The organism is Sinorhizobium prairiense (genome assembly GCF_029201645.2).
Classification (GTDB): Bacteria; Pseudomonadota; Alphaproteobacteria; order Rhizobiales; family Rhizobiaceae; genus Sinorhizobium; species Sinorhizobium meliloti_A.
On sequence record NZ_CP104131.1, the window covers coordinates 220,437 to 240,331 of the forward strand.

Annotated in this window: 20 protein-coding genes and 2 pseudogenes; 9 read left to right on the plus strand and 13 right to left on the minus strand. The window is 63.6% G+C overall.

The features are described 5' to 3' along the window. The first annotated feature begins 9 nt into the window (after positions 1 to 9). Positions 10 to 959: pseudogene (locus N0Q91_RS03665) on the plus strand (GGDEF domain-containing protein). On the opposite strand, the gene N0Q91_RS03670 reads toward N0Q91_RS03665, so the two are convergent. The 3 genes from N0Q91_RS03670 to N0Q91_RS03680 are packed head-to-tail and all read right to left on the minus strand — an operon-like array spanning position 924 to position 4,642. Then, positions 924 to 1,550 (minus strand): aminotransferase class IV family protein, encoded by a 627-nt coding sequence (locus tag N0Q91_RS03670; RefSeq protein WP_127709023.1) that lies wholly within the window; start codon positions 1,548 to 1,550, stop codon positions 924 to 926. The pseudogene N0Q91_RS03665 and the gene N0Q91_RS03670 sit on opposite strands and share 36 nt — an antisense overlap. After that, entirely contained in the window at positions 1,547 to 2,704 is a 1,158-nt protein-coding gene (locus N0Q91_RS03675) for an aminodeoxychorismate synthase component I (RefSeq protein ID WP_275597361.1), read from the minus strand. The genes N0Q91_RS03670 and N0Q91_RS03675 overlap by 4 nt, the downstream gene beginning before the upstream one ends. A gap of 54 nt (positions 2,705 to 2,758) precedes the next feature. Beyond that, positions 2,759 to 4,642, minus strand: a complete 1,884-nt coding sequence (locus tag N0Q91_RS03680) for a M3 family oligoendopeptidase (protein WP_275597362.1) — start codon at positions 4,640 to 4,642, stop codon at positions 2,759 to 2,761. A 199-nt stretch (positions 4,643 to 4,841) separates the two neighbouring features. On the opposite strand from N0Q91_RS03680, the gene N0Q91_RS03685 reads away from it, so the two are divergent. Next, the gene (locus N0Q91_RS03685; protein ID WP_275597363.1) at positions 4,842 to 6,383 is read left to right on the plus strand and encodes a sigma-54-dependent transcriptional regulator; all 1,542 of its coding nucleotides are present in this window, start codon (positions 4,842 to 4,844) and stop codon (positions 6,381 to 6,383) included. 180 nt (positions 6,384 to 6,563) lie between these two features. Beyond that, positions 6,564 to 8,387, plus strand: coding sequence for a peptidoglycan L,D-endopeptidase MepK (locus N0Q91_RS03690; RefSeq protein WP_275597364.1), 1,824 nt, complete (start codon positions 6,564 to 6,566; stop codon positions 8,385 to 8,387). A 69-nt stretch (positions 8,388 to 8,456) separates the two neighbouring features. On the opposite strand, the gene N0Q91_RS03695 is transcribed toward N0Q91_RS03690, so the two are convergent. From N0Q91_RS03695 to N0Q91_RS03705, 3 genes are all read right to left on the minus strand, one after another. Then, on the minus strand, positions 8,457 to 8,729 hold the full coding sequence (locus tag N0Q91_RS03695; RefSeq protein WP_018096796.1) for a DUF2312 domain-containing protein: 273 nt from the start codon (positions 8,727 to 8,729) through the stop codon (positions 8,457 to 8,459). A 107-nt stretch (positions 8,730 to 8,836) separates the two neighbouring features. Continuing rightward, entirely contained in the window at positions 8,837 to 9,142 is a 306-nt protein-coding gene (locus N0Q91_RS03700; protein WP_275597365.1) for a DUF1244 domain-containing protein, read from the minus strand. Positions 9,143 to 9,161: 19 nt separating this feature from the next. After that, positions 9,162 to 9,956 (minus strand): N-formylglutamate amidohydrolase, encoded by a 795-nt coding sequence (locus tag N0Q91_RS03705; RefSeq protein ID WP_275597366.1) that lies wholly within the window; start codon positions 9,954 to 9,956, stop codon positions 9,162 to 9,164. Between the two features lie 229 nt (positions 9,957 to 10,185). Between N0Q91_RS03705 and N0Q91_RS03710 the strand changes: the two genes are divergently transcribed. After that, entirely contained in the window at positions 10,186 to 10,623 is a 438-nt protein-coding gene (locus tag N0Q91_RS03710; RefSeq protein ID WP_003531042.1) for a DUF1036 domain-containing protein, read from the plus strand. Further along, positions 10,623 to 12,062, plus strand: a complete 1,440-nt coding sequence (gene pyk / locus N0Q91_RS03715; protein ID WP_275597367.1) for a pyruvate kinase — start codon at positions 10,623 to 10,625, stop codon at positions 12,060 to 12,062. Before N0Q91_RS03710 ends, pyk begins: the two co-directional genes overlap by 1 nt. 261 nt (positions 12,063 to 12,323) lie before the next feature. Here the strand turns inward: pyk and N0Q91_RS03720 are convergent. The 5 genes and pseudogenes from N0Q91_RS03720 to N0Q91_RS03740 all read right to left on the minus strand — a co-directional run bounded on the left by N0Q91_RS03720 (position 12,324) and on the right by N0Q91_RS03740 (position 15,178). After that, positions 12,324 to 12,939, minus strand: a pseudogene (locus N0Q91_RS03720) (tetratricopeptide repeat protein). Between the two features lie 175 nt (positions 12,940 to 13,114). Then, a complete protein-coding gene (ykgO, locus tag N0Q91_RS03725) occupies positions 13,115 to 13,240 on the minus strand; it encodes a type B 50S ribosomal protein L36 (RefSeq protein ID WP_010970191.1) in 126 nt (41 codons plus the stop codon). 174 nt (positions 13,241 to 13,414) lie between these two features. Further along, entirely contained in the window at positions 13,415 to 14,464 is a 1,050-nt protein-coding gene (locus tag N0Q91_RS03730) for a 5-(carboxyamino)imidazole ribonucleotide synthase (protein WP_275597368.1), read from the minus strand. Further along, entirely contained in the window at positions 14,461 to 14,973 is a 513-nt protein-coding gene (purE, locus tag N0Q91_RS03735) for a 5-(carboxyamino)imidazole ribonucleotide mutase (RefSeq protein ID WP_018096802.1), read from the minus strand. Before purE ends, N0Q91_RS03730 begins: the two co-directional genes overlap by 4 nt. Position 14,974: 1 nt before the next feature. After that, the gene (locus N0Q91_RS03740) at positions 14,975 to 15,178 is read right to left on the minus strand and encodes a YdcH family protein (RefSeq protein ID WP_003536028.1); all 204 of its coding nucleotides are present in this window, start codon (positions 15,176 to 15,178) and stop codon (positions 14,975 to 14,977) included. A gap of 211 nt (positions 15,179 to 15,389) precedes the next feature. On the opposite strand from N0Q91_RS03740, the gene N0Q91_RS03745 reads away from it, so the two are divergent. Further along, complete coding sequence (locus N0Q91_RS03745) at positions 15,390 to 15,563, plus strand: YdcH family protein (protein WP_003536026.1); 174 nt, start codon at positions 15,390 to 15,392, stop codon at positions 15,561 to 15,563. Positions 15,564 to 15,716: 153 nt separating this feature from the next. On the opposite strand, the gene N0Q91_RS03750 is transcribed toward N0Q91_RS03745, so the two are convergent. Together N0Q91_RS03750 and N0Q91_RS03755 are read right to left on the minus strand one after the other, a co-directional pair. Next, positions 15,717 to 15,977: an ArsR/SmtB family transcription factor gene (locus tag N0Q91_RS03750; RefSeq protein WP_100672955.1), complete on the minus strand. Its 261-nt coding sequence runs from the start codon at positions 15,975 to 15,977 to the stop codon at positions 15,717 to 15,719. 78 nt (positions 15,978 to 16,055) lie between these two features. Continuing rightward, on the minus strand, positions 16,056 to 16,838 hold the full coding sequence (locus N0Q91_RS03755) for a sulfite exporter TauE/SafE family protein (protein WP_018096804.1): 783 nt from the start codon (positions 16,836 to 16,838) through the stop codon (positions 16,056 to 16,058). Between the two features lie 99 nt (positions 16,839 to 16,937). Between N0Q91_RS03755 and N0Q91_RS03760 the strand changes: the two genes are divergently transcribed. From N0Q91_RS03760 to N0Q91_RS03770, 3 genes are all read left to right on the plus strand, one after another. Beyond that, positions 16,938 to 17,591: a thiamine phosphate synthase gene (locus N0Q91_RS03760; protein WP_275597369.1), complete on the plus strand. Its 654-nt coding sequence runs from the start codon at positions 16,938 to 16,940 to the stop codon at positions 17,589 to 17,591. Between the two features lie 9 nt (positions 17,592 to 17,600). Then, the gene (locus tag N0Q91_RS03765) at positions 17,601 to 18,746 is read left to right on the plus strand and encodes a tetratricopeptide repeat protein (protein ID WP_275597370.1); all 1,146 of its coding nucleotides are present in this window, start codon (positions 17,601 to 17,603) and stop codon (positions 18,744 to 18,746) included. 240 nt (positions 18,747 to 18,986) lie between these two features. Continuing rightward, entirely contained in the window at positions 18,987 to 19,787 is an 801-nt protein-coding gene (locus N0Q91_RS03770) for an inositol monophosphatase family protein (RefSeq protein WP_275597371.1), read from the plus strand. Positions 19,788 to 19,895: the final 108 nt, after the last annotated feature.

Here is a 19,895-nt window from a genome sequence, read left to right on the forward strand (position 1 = left end):
CAGACCAACGTGACTGGTGATCACCTCAAGGCCCTGATGGGCTTGCAAGCCGCAACGCCGGTGCTCATCGCGCTCTATGATCCGCAGGATCGGCTGCGCTACGCCAATGAAGCCTTTCGGTCGGCCTACCACGTCGGCGAGGGCGAAGCGCCGACCTGGGCGGAGATCATGCGCCGCAATCATGCCGCGGGCAGGGGCACCGTTCTCAAGACTGACGACCTCGAAGGCTGGATCGCCGCCACGGTCCACCGGCGCGGGAAGGTACCTTTCCGCACGGTCGAGACCGACCTTCACGACGGCCGCTGGCTTTGGATGACGGAGACCGTGGACCAGAAAGGCTGGATGCTGTGCATCGCCGTCGACATTACGCAGGTGCGGGCGGGGAGCGCAAGCTTCGCCAGGACCGGGATTTCGCGCTCAGGGCCTCACAGGTGGACGAACTCACCAGCGTGCCCAACCGGCGCTACACGATGGAAAGGCTCAACGAGTTCATTCGCAACTGCGCCGAGAACCCGCACATGTGGGGGTGCGTGGCAATCATAGACATCGACTATTTCAAGGCGATCAACGATCGCTATGGCCATCATCGGGGTGATGAGGTGTTGCTCGACTTCGCCCGGCAGATGCAGGAATTCGTCCGGCGCTCCGATTGCTTCGGGCGGATCGGCGGCGAAGAGTTCATGCTGATCCTGCCGGACACCACCGTCAGCGAAGCGAACCTCATCCTCGATCGGCTGCTGGACAGGGTCCGCAACGCCAGACCGCTTTCGAACATACCGGAGTTCTTCTACACCTGTTCGGTAGGACTTGCGGAGTATCGGGAGGGCGACAGCGTCAGGGACATTTATTCACGCGCGGACGATGCCCTTTACATCGCCAAGCGTGAAGGGCGCGATCGCGTCAAGCGCCATACGCTACCCGGATCAGACCGTGAGTTCAGCCCGGATCAGACCCCTTAGGGAATTGCCGATGTAAAGACGGCCGCTTGCGAGGTCGGCGGGAGCCAATCGCTCGACCCGTGCTCGCCGCTGGCAGATGAGCTCCGTGCGCAGAACGCCGGCGAGGAGGCCGCAGGCGATCGGCGGCGTCTTCAAGTACCCGCTGCCGTCATCGAGAAAGACCGACGTTATCGTCCCCTCACAGACTTCCCCCTTTTCATTGAGCAGGATGACCTCGTCGGCCTCGGCCGTGGAAAACTCGCTGCGTGCCGCCTCGTAGCGGCTCCGGCGCGTGGTCTTCATCCGGAGGAGGCGGTCGCTGGAATCGAGCCGCGTCGAGGCGATCCGCACCCGCCACGCCGCGCCGTCGGCAAGCGGCACGAAGGGCGCCGTCGTCACGTCGATGCTGCCGTCGCGGTCGAGCGTGAGGCGCACGCGCAGCGGCGCTCGCGCGCCCGCAACGGCTCGCTCCAGCGTCGCCTCGGCTGCGGCCGCACCTGAAAAGCCGAGGCGCCTGGCGGAGCGCGTCAGTCGCGCCAGATGCAGCCGCAGCCTCGTAAAGCCATTCTCCGGTTCGTAGCGCAGCGTCTCGATCAGGGAAAAACCGGTCATCGGGCGATCTCGGCATCGCCGACGGCGAAGCGGGCCTTCAGCAGGCATTCCTCGTACTCTGCCTCGGCCCTGGAATCGAAGACGATGCCGCCGCCGACATTGAACACAGCCCGGCCCCCGGCAAAGAGCGATATGGTGCGGATCGCGACGTTGAAGCGCATCGTGCGGTTCGGGGCGATGTAGCCGATCGCGCCGCAATAGGCGTCACGCGGCCCGGACTCCAGATCGTGGAGAATTTCCATCGCCCGAATCTTCGGGGCGCCGGTCACGGAGCCGCAGGGAAAGAGCGCGGCGAAAATGTCGGCGATGCCGATCTCGGGCAGAAGCTTCGCCCTGACGTGGCTCACCATCTGGTGGACCGTCGGATAGGTCTCGATGTCGAAGAGCTTCGGCACGTCGAGCGTGCCGACTTCGGTCACGCGGGAGATGTCGTTGCGCAGAAGGTCGACGATCATGCGGTTCTCGGCTTGCGTCTTCTCGTCGGCGCGCATCGCCGCGATGATCGCGTCATCCTCATCAGGGCTCGCGCCGCGCCGCGCCGTGCCCTTCATCGGATGCGTCTCGATCCAGCCGTCGGCGTCGACCCGGAAGAAAAGTTCCGGCGAGCGCGAGATCAGGACCGGGCCGTCGAGGGCGACGAGCGCGCCGTATTTCACCGGCTGACGCTCGATCAGCGACCAGAATGCGGCAAGCGGATCGCCGGACCAGCGCGCATGGATCGGCATGGTCAGGTTGGCCTGGTAGCAATCGCCCTGGCGCAGGTGCCGGTGCAGCTTTTCGAAACGCTGGCGATAAGCAGGAAAATCCCAGCCTGCGCGGGGCTCCGCGAGGAAGGGTTCGTTTTCGATGCGCCGCTGCGGCACCGCAAGCGGATGGTCCTTTGCCGGCGCGTCGAAGACGCCGAAGGACATCAGCGGCGTTTCCCGGTTCTCCGGCGCGAAGGGGGCCAGTTTCTTCTCGAAAAGATGGCCCGCTTCGTAGGCCATGAAGCCCGCGATCCATTTGCCGGCACGATGGGCCGCCTCGATTTCGCCAAGGCCCCGGTGGAACTCAGCCCTCGTCCGTGCCGTGATGACGCGCAAAGGCTCGGCGAAAACCGTCGTGCGGTTCTCGCTGTCGTCCCGGAAGAGGACATAGGGCGCGTGTTCGATCATCGAGGTCGGTCGCTGTCAATTCGGTCCGACGGGGGCCGATAAGGCCCGAGCGGGTCACGCCTTATCAAGCGCCTCCAGTTCGTCGATGAGCCCTTCAATCATCGACAGGCCCTGTGCCCAGAACGACGGATCGGTGGCGTCGAGCCCGAAGGGCGCGAGAAGCTCGGAATGGTGCTTCGTTCCCCCCGCCTTCAGCATCTCGAAATATTTCTCCTGGAAGCCGCGCTCGGCGTTCTGATAGACGGCATAGAGGGAGTTCACCAGGCAATCGCCGAAGGCATAGGCATAGACGTAGAAGGGCGAATGGATGAAGTGGGGGATATAGGCCCAGTAGGTCTCGTAGCTCTCAGAAAGCCGGATCGCCGGGCCGAGGCTTTCGCTCTGCACCGACAGCCATATCCGGCCCAGGTCCTCGGCCGTCAGTTCGCCTTCCTTGCGGGCCGTATGCACCTTGCGCTCGAAATCATAGAAGGCGATCTGCCGGACGACCGTGTTGATCATGTCCTCGACCTTCTGCGCAAGCATCGCCTTGCGTTCGCGCTTGTCCTTGGTCCGGTCGAGGAGCGCGCGGAAGGTCAGCATCTCGCCGAACACGGATGCGGTTTCCGCAAGCGTCAGCGGCGTTGAGGCCATCAGCGCGCCCTGGGCGCCGGCAAGGACCTGATGGACGCCATGCCCGAGCTCGTGGGCGAGCGTCATCACGTCGCGCGGCTTGCCCATGTAGTTGACAAGCACATAGGGGTGCACGGAAGGGACGGTCGGATGCGCGAAAGCGCCCGGCGCCTTGCCCGGTCGGACCGGCGCGTCGATCCAGCTATCGTCGAAGAAGCGCCGCGCGATCGCCGCCATCTCCGGGGCGAAGGCGTGATAGGCGGAAAGGACCGTGTCCCTTGCTTCGGTCCAGGGAATAAGCGCGTTCGGCGTTTCCGGCAGAGGCGCGTTCCGGTCCCAGAAATCCATCTGCTCCATGCCGAGCCACTTGGCCTTCATCGCATAATAGCGGTGCGAGAGCCGGGGGTAGGCGGCCTTCACCGATGCGGCCAGAGCGTCCACGACCTCACGCTCCACCCGGTTGGCGAGATGGCGGCTGTCGGCGATATCCTCGAAACCGCGCCAGCGGTCGGAGATTTCCTTGTCCTTCGCAAGCGTGTTGGTGACGAGGGTGAAGGTGCGGATATTCGCTTTGAAGGTTTCCGCGAGCGCAAGCGCGGCCTTCTTGCGCACTTCGACTGAAGGATCCTGCAGAAGGTTGAGCGTCACTTCCAGCGGCTGCTCCTTGCCGTCCACCGAGAAGGTCAGCGATGCGATCGTCTCGTCGAAGAGCCGGTTGAAGGCGTTTGCGCCGGTCATGGACTTTTCGAGGAAAAGCTGCTCCAGCCTGTCGTCGAGCTGGAAGGGCTTGTCCTTGCGCAGGTCGAGGATCCAGGGCCGATAGTGGGCGGCAAGGCTGTCGGTCGCGAGGGCGGCGTCGATCACCTTGTCGTCGATGCGGTTGAGTTCCAGCGAGAAGAACAGGAGATGCGCCGATATGTCGGTAAGCTTCGACTGGACGTCGCCGTAGAGCTTTCCGTTCGCCGGATTGGACGTATCGGAGAAATAGGTAAGCCCCGCAAAGGAGGCGATGCGGCCCATGAGGTCGTCCAGCGCCTCGAATTCCTTCACGGCCGCGCCGATGCCCTGATCACCGGTTCGGCCGGCAGCCTCCTTGAGCTTGCCCTTCCACTTCGCCTCGAAGGCGATCGCGTCGGTTTCCGCCTTCGCGAGGTCCGAGCGGAATTCCTCGGAAGAGGGCGAGAGGTAGAGGTCCGTGAGCCGCCAGGACGGCAGCTCGCCGAGTTCGGCCGGCGCTGCTGAAGCCTGTCCGGCCCCGGAATTCACCAGCGAGGCGCGCAGGAGGGATTGCCCGGAGGCGGCGAGGCGTGGCGAGGCAAAATTCATCGTCGGTTCTCTCGTTTTGAACAGGCCTTAACCCTGAAGCGAGGCAACGGCATGGCGCCCATTGCTACCGCCCGCGATGGATAAAATGCAAGCATTTCTCAAAACAGGATGTTCAGCCGTTTGTGGGACGAATGGCCGGTATGATTTGGCACATGATGCTGGCCAAAGGTACCCCGCGTGTCCCAAGCAGGAGGCTTTCGTGACATCTCATATTCTTGTCATCGACGACGATCCGGTGCAGCGGCGGCTGCTGACGAACATGATCGAGCGGCTGGGCCATGTCGCGCATCTCGCCGACAACGGGCGCAGCGGGCTCGAACTCCTGCAACGCAAGGGCGGGATCATCAACGTCATCCTGCTCGATCTTCTGATGCCGGAAATGAACGGGCACGGCCTTCTCGAGGCGCTCGCCGAACGTGGCATCGACATCCCGGTCATCGTTCAGACAGGGCAGGGCGGCATCGAAACGGTGGTCCAGGCGATGCAGGCCGGCGCCTTCGATTTTCTCGTAAAGCCGGTTTCGCCGGAGCGGCTGTCGATCGCCTTGGGCAACGCGCTGAAGATGGCGAGCCGCGACGGCAAGGTCAAAACCGCACGGCGTCCGCGCGGCGGGGCAGTCGGTTTCGACGATATCGTCTCGGCAAGCCCGGCGATGATCCGCGTCATCGATCTCGCGCGCCGCGCTGCCCAGTCGAACATTCCGATCGTGCTCGAGGGCGAGTCGGGCGTCGGCAAGGAAATGGTGGCCCGCGCCATCCAGGCGGCGAGCGACCGGGCGGCGAAGCCTTTCGTCACCGTCAATTGCGGCGCCATTCCCCACAACCTCGTCGAGAGCATTCTCTTCGGTCATGAGAAGGGAGCGTTTACGGGCGCAAGCGAAAAGCACAGCGGCAAGTTCGTCGATGCCGATGGCGGCACCCTCTTTCTCGACGAGATCGGCGATCTTCCGCTAGAGGTCCAAGTCAAACTGTTGCGCGCCGTCCAGCAGGGCGAGATCGAGACGATCGGGGCGCGTCAGCCGCAGAAGGTGAACGTCCGCCTCATCTCGGCCACCAACAAGGACCTCATCACCGAGGTTCGCGAGGGCCGGTTCCGCGAAGATCTCTACTATCGGCTGAACGTCTTCCCGATCACCATTCCGGCGCTACGCCGGCGCAAGGAGGATATCCCCGTTCTCGTACGCGCCTTCGTCGAGCGCTTCGCCGCCGAGCAGAGACTGGATCAGAGGCTGACGGTATCGAGCGGCGCGATGGCGCTGCTGACGTCCTATGACTGGCCGGGCAATATCCGCCAGCTCGAAAACGCGATCTTCCGCGCGGTCGTCCTCGCCGAAGGTCACGAACTCACGGTCAGGGACTTTCCGCAGGTCGCCACCCAGATACCGGGATACATCGTTGCCGACCGCAGCGGTCTCTCCTGGGGCGAAGCCGGCCCGGAACGTCGTCCCGCTGCCGCTCAGCTCGCCGCTGCCCAGGCGGATGCTGGCGCGCGGGAACAACCGGCGCATGCCGAGACGACTCCGGACGCCCGCCTGGAGAACGCCATCGCCAGCCTCAGCGAGGGCGGCGAGGTCAGGAAGCTCGCCGAGGTCGAGGAGGAACTGATTCGCTTTGCCCTGAAATTCTACCGCGGCCAGATGAGCCAGGTGGCGCGCAAACTGGGAATCGGCCGCTCGACTCTCTATCGCAAACTCAAGGATTACGGCATCGATCCCGACAATCCCTTGCGTGAGGCGGCATAAAATCGACGCATTCACACCTCATTTGCCGTGCAAATCGTCCACCGCCGTTTAGACCTTGTTAGCAAACTGTTCACTATATTATAAGGGGCGGTGAACACTGTGGCATAATTGCCATGCTGTCACCTTATTTGACAGTCATCTGAGACAGCAAAGCACGGTTGTCCGTCGGACGGGGATTGAATGCCAAATTTGTTCGGTTTGGAGGAACCAGTCGGTTCCTTTGCGCGCAGACTCTGCTCGGCGGTCGCTCGAAAGGCGCCCCAGGTCCTGGCGTCCATCGCGCTGGTTTGCTCCCTCGTCACACCCGGGATGGCGCCTCCGGTCGAGGCCGCCGGCCAGACACGCACCCTCAAGCTGTATTTCATCCATACCAAGGAAAAGGCGCAGATCACCTTCAAGCGCAACGGTCGCTACGATCAGAAGGGTTTGCAGCAGATCAATCGTTTCCTGCGCGACTGGCGGCGGAACGAGCCGACCAAAATGGATCCGCGCCTGCTCGATCTCGTCTGGGAAGTCTACCAGAAGAGCGGTTCGCGCGACTATATCCACGTCGTTTCCGCCTATCGCTCGCCGGCCACGAACGGCATGCTGAGGTCGCGGTCGAAGGGCGTGGCGAAGAAGAGCCAGCACATGCTCGGCAAGGCGATGGACTTCTATATACCGGACGTGAAGCTCAAGGCGCTGCGCGAGATCGGCATGAAGTTCCAGGTCGGCGGCGTCGGCTATTACCCGACTTCCGGTTCGCCCTTCGTCCATATGGACGTCGGCGGGGTACGCGCATGGCCGCGCATGACGCGCAACGAGCTCGCGCGGCTCTTCCCGGACGGCAAGACCATGCATATTCCCTCCGACGGAAGGCCGCTGCCGGGCTATGAGCAGGCGGTGGCCGATTACAAGCGCCGCGTCGGCGCATCGGCGATCCAGGTCGCAGGCGGCGGCGCCAAGGGGCCGGGCGATACCGGCAAGCGCCGCAACCTCTTCGCCGCGCTCTTCGGCGGAGGCGGCGACGAGGATGAAGAACCCGCGGCAATCGCTGCCGGCGGCGCCGAAGAGGAAGCTCCGGCCAAGGTTCAGACTGCATCGGCGCCGGCGGCCCAGGATGCTCTTCCCGGTGTTGCAGGTTCCACTGCGGCGCCTGCCGGGCAGCAGGATATCAACGCACCGGTGCCGGCCGTGCGACCGGCATTCAAGGAAACTCCGGCTGATGGCGGCGTAGCGGTTGCACTCGTCGCGCCGGAAAAGAACAGTGCCCAGGAGGCGCTGGCAGCTGCCATGCCGCAGACAGCGGCCGTGCCTTCGGAATTCGCGGATCTGAGCACCCTCAAGGTTCCGGTTCCGCAAATGCTCGACCGTCGCGACATGAACGCCTTGATCGCCAACGAGACGCTCGTCGCCTCCGCCGACGGCCAGGCTCAGGAGTTCGGCTTCGTGCCGGTGCCGGGAATGCGTCCGGCCGGCGAAGAGGCGCTCGCGGCCGTGGCTCACGCGGAGGTCACCATTCCCGCTTCTGAGGATGGGCCTGCGCTCGCTTCTGCGGCGCAGCCGCCGAGTGCCGCCGGTACGCGCGTTGCCCTCGCAGCGCCGACCAGCGAGGATCGGGCGCCTGCATTTTCTCCGGCGATCGAGGTCGCGGCCTATGCGCCGCAGTCGGGTCCCGCTTCACGTGAGGCGATCTTCGACAGCGTTTTCGACACCGAGGCCGATGCTCCCTCGAAGGGCGCCCGTCCCAAGAGGCAGGATGCCCAGGCGAAGAGCCGGTCTTCCGTACGCACGGAACCGAAACTGACGCAGAAGATCATTTCCGAGTGGGCACTCTCGGCGGGCCGTGTGGCTACCCTGTCGAAGCCGGTCAAGGCCCCGCGCTTCGTCAGCAAGTCGCTCCGCGTCGCTCCGACGACCGTTTATGCAGCCGGCTTCACCAGCAATAGCGGAGCGGTCGATACGGCGCGCTTCAGCGGCAGCGCGGTCAACTTCATGGAAGTGAAGAAGTTCAGCACAAACTGAGCCTTCGATTGCCGCTTGAATATAAAAAGCCCGCCAGGTCAGTCCGCCGGCGGGCTTTTTGCCGAGTTGTCAGGCCGCATCCTCGGATTCGGCGGCAGGGATCATGCCCAGCGCCTGGAGGTAGGTGTCGAGGATCGCTTCCTGTTCCATGCGCTCGTCGGCGTCCTGCTTGCGGATCGAAATCACCTTGCGCAGGATCTTGGCATCGAAGCCCATCGATTTTGCCTCGCCATAGACATCCTTGATGTCGTCGGCGATGGTCTTCTTCTCTTCTTCCAGCCGTTCGATCCGTTCGATGAAAGCGCGAAGCTGGTCGCGGGCAATGCCGTGAGCATCCGACATGGTCGTCTCCTTGTGGGGATGAATTTTCCGGGTGCTGTGAACTGCCGTGAACGGCCGCCGAGGTCAAGGGCGATTGCGCAACAACACAGGCATTTCCCGCGCAGGTCTTACTCCTTCGGGCGATTGCGTTCGTACGCGGCTTTCTGCTCGGACGAGGCCTCAGCCTGGTTCTGCGCCCGCCATTCCTCATAGGGCATGCCGTAGACGATCTCCCGGGACTCCTCCTTGCTCATCGGCACGCCGGAGGCCTCCGCCGCCTCGCGATACCAGTTCGACAGGCAATTGCGGCAGAAGCCGGCGAGGTTCATCAAGTCGATGTTCTGGACGTCGCTGCGTTCGCGCAGATGTTCGAGCAGCCGGCGGAAAGCCGCGGCCTCGAAAGCGGTGCGCTGTTCCGGACTGATTTCGCTCATCGGGGTGGTCTCCTCTTCTTCAGTCGCTGTAAGCGCCCGTGCGGGACGGGTGGCGCTGGTATGCATGAAGCTCCGGCAGGGCGTTGAGCGCCGCAAGGATGGGCGCCAGACGTTCCGCCCAGGCGGCGACGCCCGCGGCATCGGCGATCAGGTCCTGCCGGACCTCTATCAGCGCATGCGCGATCCCGGGAGCCATGCAGTGCCGGTACATGGTATCGCCACGCAGCGCGCCGTCATAGGGCTCGTTGTTGCCGACGACGATGTCGCCGGCGGCCTCCAGCCGTTCGATCAGCGGAAACACGGCGCGCGGGTCGTTGTCCCAGAGAACCGAGGCATGCCAGGGGCGTGCCACGCCCTTCCAGAAGGGCGTGAAGGAATGCAGGGAAATGACGAGAGGCGCTCTTGCGCCGGCCGCGGCGGACCGGGCGATGGTTTCGGATACGGCCTCGTGATAGGGGCGGTGAAAGCGCCTTATGCGGTTCTGCCACTCCTCGCCCGAGATCGGGTGGTTGCCCGGAACGATCGCGCCATCGGAAATCTTCATGATCAGGGTGGGGTCGTCTTCGCCACGATTCGGATCGATCAGGAGGCGCGAGAAACAGCCGAGCACGGCCGGTGCGCCGAGTGCGTCCGACAATTGCCGCGTCAGCGGTTCGATGCCGATATCGTAGGCGATGTGACGCTCGAAGGCGCTTTCGGGCAGGCCGAGCCGGCCATATTCCGGCGGCAGCCGGTTCATTGCATGGTCGGCAACCAGCACGAGACCCTTTGCCGGATCGCCCCCGGTGATCTCGTAAGGAGAGTAATGGTGCATTCGGCTCCTGCCAGGCTAAGGGTACCCACCTGATTGCACGCAAAGCCGCCATTCGCAAGAAAAACGCGAAGCTCTTATGCCGTTCCGTCACAGGAATGACGATTATAATCGATTAGAGTTGCGTTGACTTTCAGGGCTGGGCGTCGCAAGAAAGTGCCACGCAAATCAAAACGGAGTTCCGTAGGAAGCCGTGTCTAGATATCCTTTTTCCAGAGTGAAGCCGGGGTCGATGACGTTTGGATCCATCCTCCTGTTTTCCTTGGCAATTTCCGCTTCATTTCTCTCTGCCGGCGATGCCCGCGCCGATTTTCGAGTCTGCAATGGGACGCAGACTCTGGTCGGCGTGGCGATCGGTTATCGGGCCAAGGAAGGCTGGGTGACCGAAGGCTGGTGGCAGGTTCCGGCGACCACCTGCGCCACGCTGATCGAAGGCGAACTTCAGTCCCGATATTATTATCTCTATGCGGAAGATGCGGCCAAGGGCGGCCGTTGGACCGGCGACGTCAACATGTGCGTGGCCGAGAACGAGTTCAAGATCGTCGGCGTGCAGGACTGCTTCGCCCGCGGCTTCCAGCGCATGGGTTTCAAGGAATACGACACGGGGCGGCAGGGAAGCTGGATGGTTCAGCTTTCCGACACGCCCGGCACGCAGGAAAGCCAGAATTGATGAGACGGAACAGGAAAGTCAAAATCCTCGCGACACTCGGGCCGGCATCGGCCGACGAGCAGATGATTCAGAAGCTGCACGAGGCGGGGGCCGATCTGTTCCGAATCAACATGAGCCATGCAAGCCATGAAGTCATGCGCACGCTGATCGAACGGATCCGTTTGGTCGAGGCGCGCTGCGGCCGTCCGATCGGCATCCTCGCCGATCTGCAGGGGCCGAAGCTGCGCGTCGGAAAGTTCGCCGAAGGCAAGGTCGAACTCAAGATCGGCCAGACCTTCACGCTCGACAACCGCGATGTGCCCGGCGACAGCCGCCGCGTCTATCTTCCGCATCCGGAGATCCTCGAAGCGGTGAAGCCCGGCCATCGCTTGCTCATCGACGATGGCAAGCTGCATCTGCGCGCCGAAAAGTCCGATGGCAAGAGCATCGTCACCACGGTCGTTTCCGGCACGCGGATTTCGGATCGCAAGGGCGTCAGCCTGCCCGATACGCTGCTTGGCGTCGGCGCGCTGACCGACAAGGACCGCGTCGACCTCGACGCCGTGCTGGCGACAGGAGAGGTCGATTGGGTGGCGCTTTCCTTCATCCAGCGCCCTGAGGATCTTGCCGAGGTTCGCAAGATCGCCCGCGGCCGCGTTGGACTGATGTCGAAGATCGAGAAGCCGCAGGCGATCGAGCGGATCGACGAGATCATCGAGCTTTCGGACGCGCTGATGGTGGCACGCGGGGACCTCGGCGTCGAAATGCCGCTCGAATCCGTACCCGGACTTCAGAAACAACTGACGCGTGCCTGCCGGCGCGCGGGCAAGCCGGTCGTCGTCGCCACGCAGATGCTCGAATCGATGATCTCCTCGCCTGTGCCGACGCGCGCAGAAGTGTCGGACGTGGCGACCGCCGTGTTCGAGGGTGCCGATGCGGTGATGCTTTCGGCCGAATCCGCCTCCGGCGAGTACCCTGTCGAGGCGGTTTCGACCATGGCGTCGATCGCCAGCAACGTCGAGCGCGATCCGCATTATCCGGGGATCATCTACGCTCAGCGCACGCCGCCGGAAGCAACGGGCGCGGACGCCATCTCGCTTGCCGCTCACCAGATCGCCGAGACGCTCAAGCTTGCCGCGATCGTGACCTACACCTCCTCCGGCACCACCGGGCTGCGCGCTGCGCGCGAGCGTCCCCAGGTGCCTGTCATCGCACTTTCGCCGATCGTCCAGACGGCTCGCCGGCTTTCCGTGGTGTGGGGGCTGCACTGCGTCGTCACAGGGGATGCGACCGATCTTGACGACATGGTCAACCGCGCCTGTCGAATCGTCTCGACGGAAGGCTTCGGCAAGCCGGGAGACCGAATCATCGTTACCGCGGGCGTGCCGCTCGGTACCCCCGGCGCCACCAACATGCTGCGCATCGCCTATATCGGCTCGGACGGCCAATCGGGCATCTGAGTCGCCGCCTGCTCGATCGAGCATTTCGACGCAGCCCCTCATCCGCCTGCCGGCACCTTCTCCCCGCAAGCGGGGCGAAGGGGCTCTCGGCGCCGGCTTCGTCCGCTCTCCACGTTCACAGCGCGTCTTAGAGCATTTCAACGTTTCATAGAAACACTGAAATGCTCTAACCATTTAATCCAACGCACTTCCGGACGGCCGGTGGCGACGCCTTGCGCCTGCCTGCCGGACGAGGGGCATTCTCGCGTCCTCAGGTGCCGGTCACGTGCGGCTGCCGGCAAGCTTTTCCGCGAGTTCGCCGAGTTGCTCCTGCGCCTTCCGGTCGGAGGGGTAGATGTCGAGGAATTGCTGCCATGCGCGCATGGCAAGTTCATCCTTCCCGGCGGCCTCGAGCATGGTGGCCATGCCGGCGAGCGCGCCGAAATGGCGAGGCTCCAGGGCAAGGACATGATTTATGTCGGACATCGACTTTCGGAAGTTGCCCATCTGGTAGTGCAGCGTGGCGCGGCGGTTCCAGCCTTCGACATAGTCGGGGGCGAGGGCAAGCGCCTGGTCCAGAAGATCGAGCGCCGCCGACTGCTTCTCATCGGCAATCGCCTTGTTGGCCCATTGCATCAGGAGATTCACGGTCGCGCTACCGGAATCCTGCCATTCGAGACGGATGCGATCGGCCACCTGCCGGGCCTTGTCCTCATCGCCTTCCTTCTTGAGATCGGCGAAGAGGGCATCGACACGCTCTTTCGGAGTGGTAAGCGCAGCGACCTCGGCCTGAGGCGAGGGTTCTGCCGCACTGAAGCGGCGCGGCGGCCACTATCGCGGCGGCGGTCACGGCAAGAGATGCCAGTATCAGCTTCATGAAAACACGCATGGCGGACATCGTAGCCCGCCATGAAACAAGATCAAATCAATTTTGGGAAATCGGCGAGCAAGCCGCCGTGTTCCGGATTTTCCTTGAATCACGCCGATTCAGGAGACGTGCAGCAAGCCGAGTGCTACGACCTTTGCGCATCCGCCAAGACGCGCGGCGCTGCAGGCACGGCCTGCAGCAAGCATCAGCCCTGGCGTGCCTTGAAGCGCGGGTTCAGCTTGTTGATGATGTAGACGCGGCCCTTGCGACGAACCAGACGGTTTTCGCGGTGACGGGTCTTCAGGGACTTGAGCGAATTCTTGATCTTCATTTTTCCTGATCCGCAGGGTTTCGGGGAACGAAAATTCGCCCGGTAATTCCAACAATCAAAAGCGCGCCGTTCAGCGCGCTGTTCAAGTAGGCAGGCACATACCGTGTCGCCCCAATCGTGTCAACCGCATGACGGGGATTTTGCCGCCTGTCCCCGCCTTCCATGGCGTCCCGGTCAGAGCAGGCGGGTGAAGTGCCCCATCTTGCGGCCGGACCGCGCCTCGGCCTTGCCGTAGAGATGAAGGAGCACATTGCGCTCGGCAAGCAGGTCCGGAACGCGGGCGATGTCGTCGCCGACGAGGTTCTGCATCACGCAATCCGAATGGCGCGACGGGTCGCCGAGGGGCAGGCCTGCAATCGCGCGGATATGCTGCTCGAACTGCGAAACGACGCAAGCGGCCTCCGTCCAGTGGCCGGAATTGTGTACGCGCGGCGCGATCTCGTTTGCGACGACGCCGCCGTCGGCCAGAACGAAGAACTCGACACCGATGACGCCGACATAGCCGAGCGCGTCGAGAATGGCGGTTGCCGCCTTGCGGGCGGCCTCCGTGGTCGACCCGCCGACGGATGCGGGCACGGTCGATGTGTGGAGAATGCCGTTGCGATGCACATTTTCGGCAGGATCGAAACAGGCGGTGGTGCCGTCGGGCGCGCGTGCGGCGATGACCGAGATCTCCCGGTCGAACGGCACGAAGCTTTCGAGGATCAGCGGGACCTGTCCGAGCGCCATATAGGCACCGGCCGGATCGTCGGCAGCGGAACGGAAGACGCGCTGGCCCTTGCCGTCGTAGCCGAGCCGGCGGGTCTTGAGCACGCCGGCCCCGCCGAAGTCCGCAAGGGCGGCCTCCAGATCGGCCTGGCTGTCGACGGGATGGAATCCGGCGGTGGCGATGCCGCAGCCGTTGATGAAGCGTTTCTCGACGAGACGGTCCTGCGCGACTTCCAACGCCTTCGGCGGCGGGAAGACCGGCCGCGAACGGGCGAGTTGCTCGGCGGCCGAGACCGGGACGTTCTCGAATTCGTAAGTGATGAGATCCGCCACCCGCGCAAGCTCGTCCAACGCGCGCGGATCATCATAGGCGGCAATGATCTGGTCGTTCGCCACCTGCGCCGCCGGACAGTCCGGCTGCGGCTCGAGCACCACGGTGCGAAAGTTCAGGCGGGCAGCGGCCATGGCCAGCATGCGGCCAAGCTGGCCGCCACCGATGATGCCGATGATCTTCATGCCTCGTCTACCGGATATTCCGCGACCGATACGGTCTGCTGTTCGCGCCAGTCGTCGAGACGGTCGGCAAGATCCTCGTCACCGAGCGCGAGCACGGCGGCGGCCAGAAGTGCCGCATTGATGGCGCCCGCCTTGCCGATCGCAAGCGTGCCGACCGGAATGCCGGCCGGCATCTGCACGATCGACAGCAGGCTGTCCTGGCCGGAAAGCGCTCTCGACTGGACCGGGACGCCGAAGACCGGAAGCGGCGTCATGGCCGCGCACATGCCGGGAAGATGCGCCGCACCGCCGGCACCGGCGATGATCACCTGGAACCCCTCGTCGCGCGCGCCCTTGGCGAAGCGGACCAGGCGGTCGGGCGTGCGATGGGCGGAAACGATCCGGGCTTCGTAAGCGATGTCGAGCGCCTCGAGCGTGTCGGCCGCGTTCTTCATCGTCTCCCAGTCCGACTGGCTTCCCATGATGATGGCGACGGGCGGGGGCGTAGTGTCGGTCACGTCTCGATCCATTTCAGGCGATGATGTCGGGAATGATCTGGTCTTCGATCTTGGTGATCTTGTCCTTGATGGCCAGCTTCTTCTTTTTCATGCGCTGGACGCGCAAGGCGTCGCAACCCGTCTGGATCATCGCGTTGATTGCCGCGTCGTAGTCTTCGTGTTCCTGCCTCAGGCGCGCGATAGTCAGTCTGAGTTCGGCCTGGTCCTGGTCCGGCATGCAAAGCGATCCCCATAAGCCCGGCTTCGCCGATCCGCGATCCGGAAATTCCTGCGTCGCTCTACCACATCTTGGTTAGCGACGGGAAGTTACCCGGCGTCATCATTTCGCCTTCGACAAATGAAAAATGGCATGGCACATTAAAAAGGTTTCAACCATGGAACATCCGGCATTTGCGTGCCGGATGCAAGCTAAAGGGAAGGGACTGCCAATGACCATTGAGGCTCATCTTGCAACGCTTGAGAAAAAACATGGCGTCCTTGAAGAGGAGCTACACGAGGCTCTGAACTCTCCGTCCTGCGAGGACGAACTGATCAGCGAACTCAAGCGACGGAAGCTGCGCATCAAGGACGAAATCGAAAGACTCCGTTCCTCGACGCACTGAGCGTGAACGGTACTCCCGATTGAATCGGGACGCATCGCCACGCGGAACTGCAGAGGCGATGCAACGATAGGGTCAAAACAATCCCGAAAAGATAGATTGCATTGCTTGACCGGACCAAGGTCCGGTCGGCTTTGCGCGGCCGAACGGAATGCATCAGGACCAGAATTGGTCCAGCCACAGGTTGAGCCGGTCGAAGCCCGGCTTGTTGATCGCGTATATCCGCCGTGTGCCGCTGGTCGAAACTGATACCAGACTGCAGTCCAGCAGGGCTTTCAGATGCTGGGAGACGGCGGGCCGGCTGATCGGCAGACCTTCGGCGAGCTCGTTGACGGTTCTTGGCGCGCGCCTGAGTTCCTCCAGCAGATGGCGCCGGTTCGGATCCGCAATGGCATCGAATGGGTCCGCGATCGTCATGCACGGACGTTAGGCGAATTCCCCCGGAGCGGCAAGAAAATTGTGCGGTGCGGAATGTGCTTCGCACGGCAGCACCCGCTACACTCCTCCCGATACGATGCTCCGGAGCCCATCCCATACGAGCTTCGAGCCGGCGAGGAAGGCCATCGTGTACATGAAGGGATAAAAGACCTGCGGCTTCATCCGCCGGACGGTCCAGGCGCCGCAGGCGGTCGCGACCATGGCCAGCGGGAAGAGCGTTGCCGAGGTCTTGAGATTGCTGAGATCGAGTTGGCCAAGGGCGAAATAGGGGATGAGCTTCACCGCATTGAGGGTCGCGAAGAAGCGCACGATGGTGCCGGTATATTCGCGCGGCGCGAGCTTCAGCGGCAGTGCGTATATCTGGAAGGGCGGACCGCCGGCATGGGCGACGAAGCTGCCGTAGCCGGCGAAGGAGCCCCAGAGCGCTGCCGGACCGGCGCGCTGCGGTTTCGGCTGGATGGGCGGACCATTGCGGCTGCGCCACAGGGTGTAGACATAGCGCAGTACGAAGACGACGGTGATGAGCCCGATGATCAGCCTCAGCGCATCGCGGGGCACATAGGCGGACGTGGCCCAGCCGACCGCGATGCCGGCGAGGGCGCCCGGGAGGAGCATCACAAGGGTTTGCCGATCCCCGTGCTTGCGCCAGATCAAAAGGGAAACGATGTCCATGGCGATGAGGATCGGCAGGAGCAGCGCCGCGGCCTGTACGGGCGAAACGACCATGGACAGGATCGGGACGCCCATCAGCGACAGGGCCTCGCCCATGCCCCCCTTGGACAGGCCAACGAGCACGACGGCCGGAACGGCAACGAGATAGAAGTCGATGTCGGGAAGCATTGGCGGCGGTTGATCCTTTTGTCATCTCCGTCTATCGGTTTTCCGCAATGAAATCGAGTGCCGGCTTCCGGCCCGAAGCGAGATCGCCAGGATTGACCCATGAGCAACATTGAAGACCGCTGCCGCCTCGTGCTGGTCGTTCCGGACATCGCAGATAGCGCGGAACGCGCGAAACTCGTCGGCGAGGCGCTGAGGGGCGGCGACGTAGCGTCCGTGATCGTGCCGCAATACGCGCTCGGCGATGCGGATTTCCAGGAGCATGCGGAAGCGCTCGTGCCGGTTATCCAGCAGGCCGGCGCCGCGGCCTTGATCGAGGGCGACACGCGCGTCGCCGGACGGGCGAAGGCGGACGGTCTCCACATCGCCGGCGGTCCGGATGCGCTTGCAGATGCGATCGAGCGGCACGCGCCGAAGTTGATCGTCGGCGGCGGCAACGCCACCGACCGTCACCATGCGCTCGAGATCGGCGAGCTGCGGCCCGATTACGTTTTCTTTGGCCGCACGGATGGCGACATAAAGCCGGAGGCGCATCCGAAGAACCTGGCACTCGCCGAATGGTGGGCGTCGATGATCGAAATTCCCTGCATCGTCATGGGCGGCACGGATCCGCAATCCGCGCTTGCGGCCGCCGAAACCGGTGCCGAGTTCGTGGCGCTCCGCCTTGCCGTCTTCGGCGAGGCCGGTCAGGCGCCGTCGGTGGTTGCGGCCGTCAACGCATTGCTTGACGAAAAAGCGCCACGGTTTGAAGGTTAAGACCTGCCGATGGTAATCCGCTCTCTCCTGAAATCCAGCCGGCCCGCAGCCCTTGCCGCCGCGATGCTTCTTGCAGTCGCGCCCGCCGTGGCTCAGCAACCGGTCGCGCCTGCGCCGGCTGACGAGGGCAGCGCGTCGAAGCGCGGGCGGATCACGCCTTTCAACGGCGCGGTACTGCCGGAGGATGCGGAGCGCAAACCGGCAACGGCCGCTCCGGAAAAGCCGAAGCCCGGCGACGGCAGTGCGCCTTCGAAGGGCGTCACCGTTTTCGATCGCATGGGAGCCGAATTGCCGGCTCTTCCCGAGGAAAAGCCCTTCACCGGCAAGATCGACGAAGCCTACGGCGCCTTCCAGCGAGGTTACTACCTGACGGCGATCGACCTTGCCTTGCCGCGGGCCCAGCTCGGCGACCCCGCCGCCCAGACGCTTGTCGCCGCGATCCTGGAACAGGGTCTCGGCGTTGCACGCGACGCCAAGGCGGCGGCGTTCTGGTACGGCCAGGCGGCGAACAATGGCGACCCGGCGGCCATGTTCAAATATGCCCTGATCCTGATGGAGGGCCGCTACGTCAAGCGCGACCGGAAGAAGGCCGACGAACTGATGAAGAAGGCTGCCGATCTCGGCAACGCCTCGGCCCAGTTCAACTACGGGCAAACGCTCGTGGCCGACATGCCGGGCGAGCGGGGGCTGAAGGCGGCGATGCCCTATTACGAGAAATCCGCCGAGCAGGGTATTGCGGATGCGCAGTATGCGCTCTCGCAGATCTATCTCAATGTCGACGGCATAGAGGAGAGCAAGCGGGCCCGTGCTCGCGAGTGGCTGCTCAGGGCGGCGCGGGCGGGCTATGATACCGCCCAGCTCGACATTGCCATCTGGCTGATCGAGGGAATTGCCGGCGACCGCAATCTCGACGAGGGGTTTGCCTGGATGAAACGCGCCGCCGAAAGCGGCAACGTCGTCGCCCAGAACCGGCTTTCCCATCTCTACGTCAATGCCATTGGAACCCGTCCGAACCCGGTGGAGGCGGCAAAGTGGTACGTGCTCTCGCGCCGGGCCGGCCTCAAGGACGATGCGCTCGAGGATTTCTATCTCGGCCTCAACGAAACGCAGCAGAAATCGGCGCTGGCGGCGGCAAACAAATATCGCTCGACCTGACACGCGCCGGCGGACCCGATCTATTTCGCTTGAACTTCGGGGGTTTTTGTGGTCTTGAAGCCCCGGTTTTGTCCGCGGCCTCCCACCCCTGTGCCGCCGCGGACGGAGTGACATCTCACTCGGTTTTTTGACGACGGTTCTCCTGCCCGCGCTTCGAGCTGCGGCCTGCATGCGGACTGTCAGACAGGTTCAATGTCCGGTCGAGCGGTCTCGGCCGGCCTTCGCTAGAGGAATTGCCGTATGGCCCGCTCCGCCCTTCTCAATGTCATGGTCCAGGCCGTCTTCAAGGCCGGCAAGTCGCTGGCACGCGATTTCGGCGAAGTACAGAACCTGCAGGTTTCCTTGAAAGGACCGGCCGACTACGTTTCGCAGGCGGACCGCAAGGCCGAGCGGATCATCCGTGAGGAGCTCATGAAGGCTCGCCCGACCTACGGCTTCCTCGGCGAGGAGGGCGAGGAGATCAAGGGAACGGACGGCGCCCATCGCTGGATCGTCGATCCGCTCGACGGCACCACCAATTTCCTGCACGGCATTCCGCATTTCGCCATCTCCGTCGCGCTCGAGCGCCAGGGCGAGATCGTCGGCGCGGTCGTCTTCAATCCGGCGACGGACGAGCTCTACACCGCCGAGCGAGGCGGCGGCGCCTTCCTGAACGACCGCCGCCTGCGCGTCGGCGCGCGCAAGGCCCTCTCCGATGCCGTGATCGGGACCGGCACGCCCCATCTCGGCCGCGGCAATCACGGCAAGTATCTGGTCGAGCTGCGCCACGTCATGGGCGAGGTCGCCGGCATTCGCCGCATGGGCTCCGCCTCGCTCGATCTCGCCTATGTCGCGGCCGGCCGCTTCGACGGCTTCTGGGAACGGGACCTTGCCGCCTGGGACATGGCTGCCGGCCTCTTGCTCATCCGCGAGGCCGGCGGGTGGTCCACCGATACCGAAGGCGGCAGCAAACCTCTGGAAGCAGGTTCGATCGTCTGCGGCAACGAGCATATCGCAAAGGCACTTCGCGAGGTGATCCAGCGCCCGATTCCGTCCAAGTAACGGCAATATAGTTCACCCGGTACGGTGCAACGTTTCCGGGACGGCAACATGCATAAAACAGCAAGCTGAAGCGCGCCGTATGAATTCGATTTGAATGCGACGCGCTTT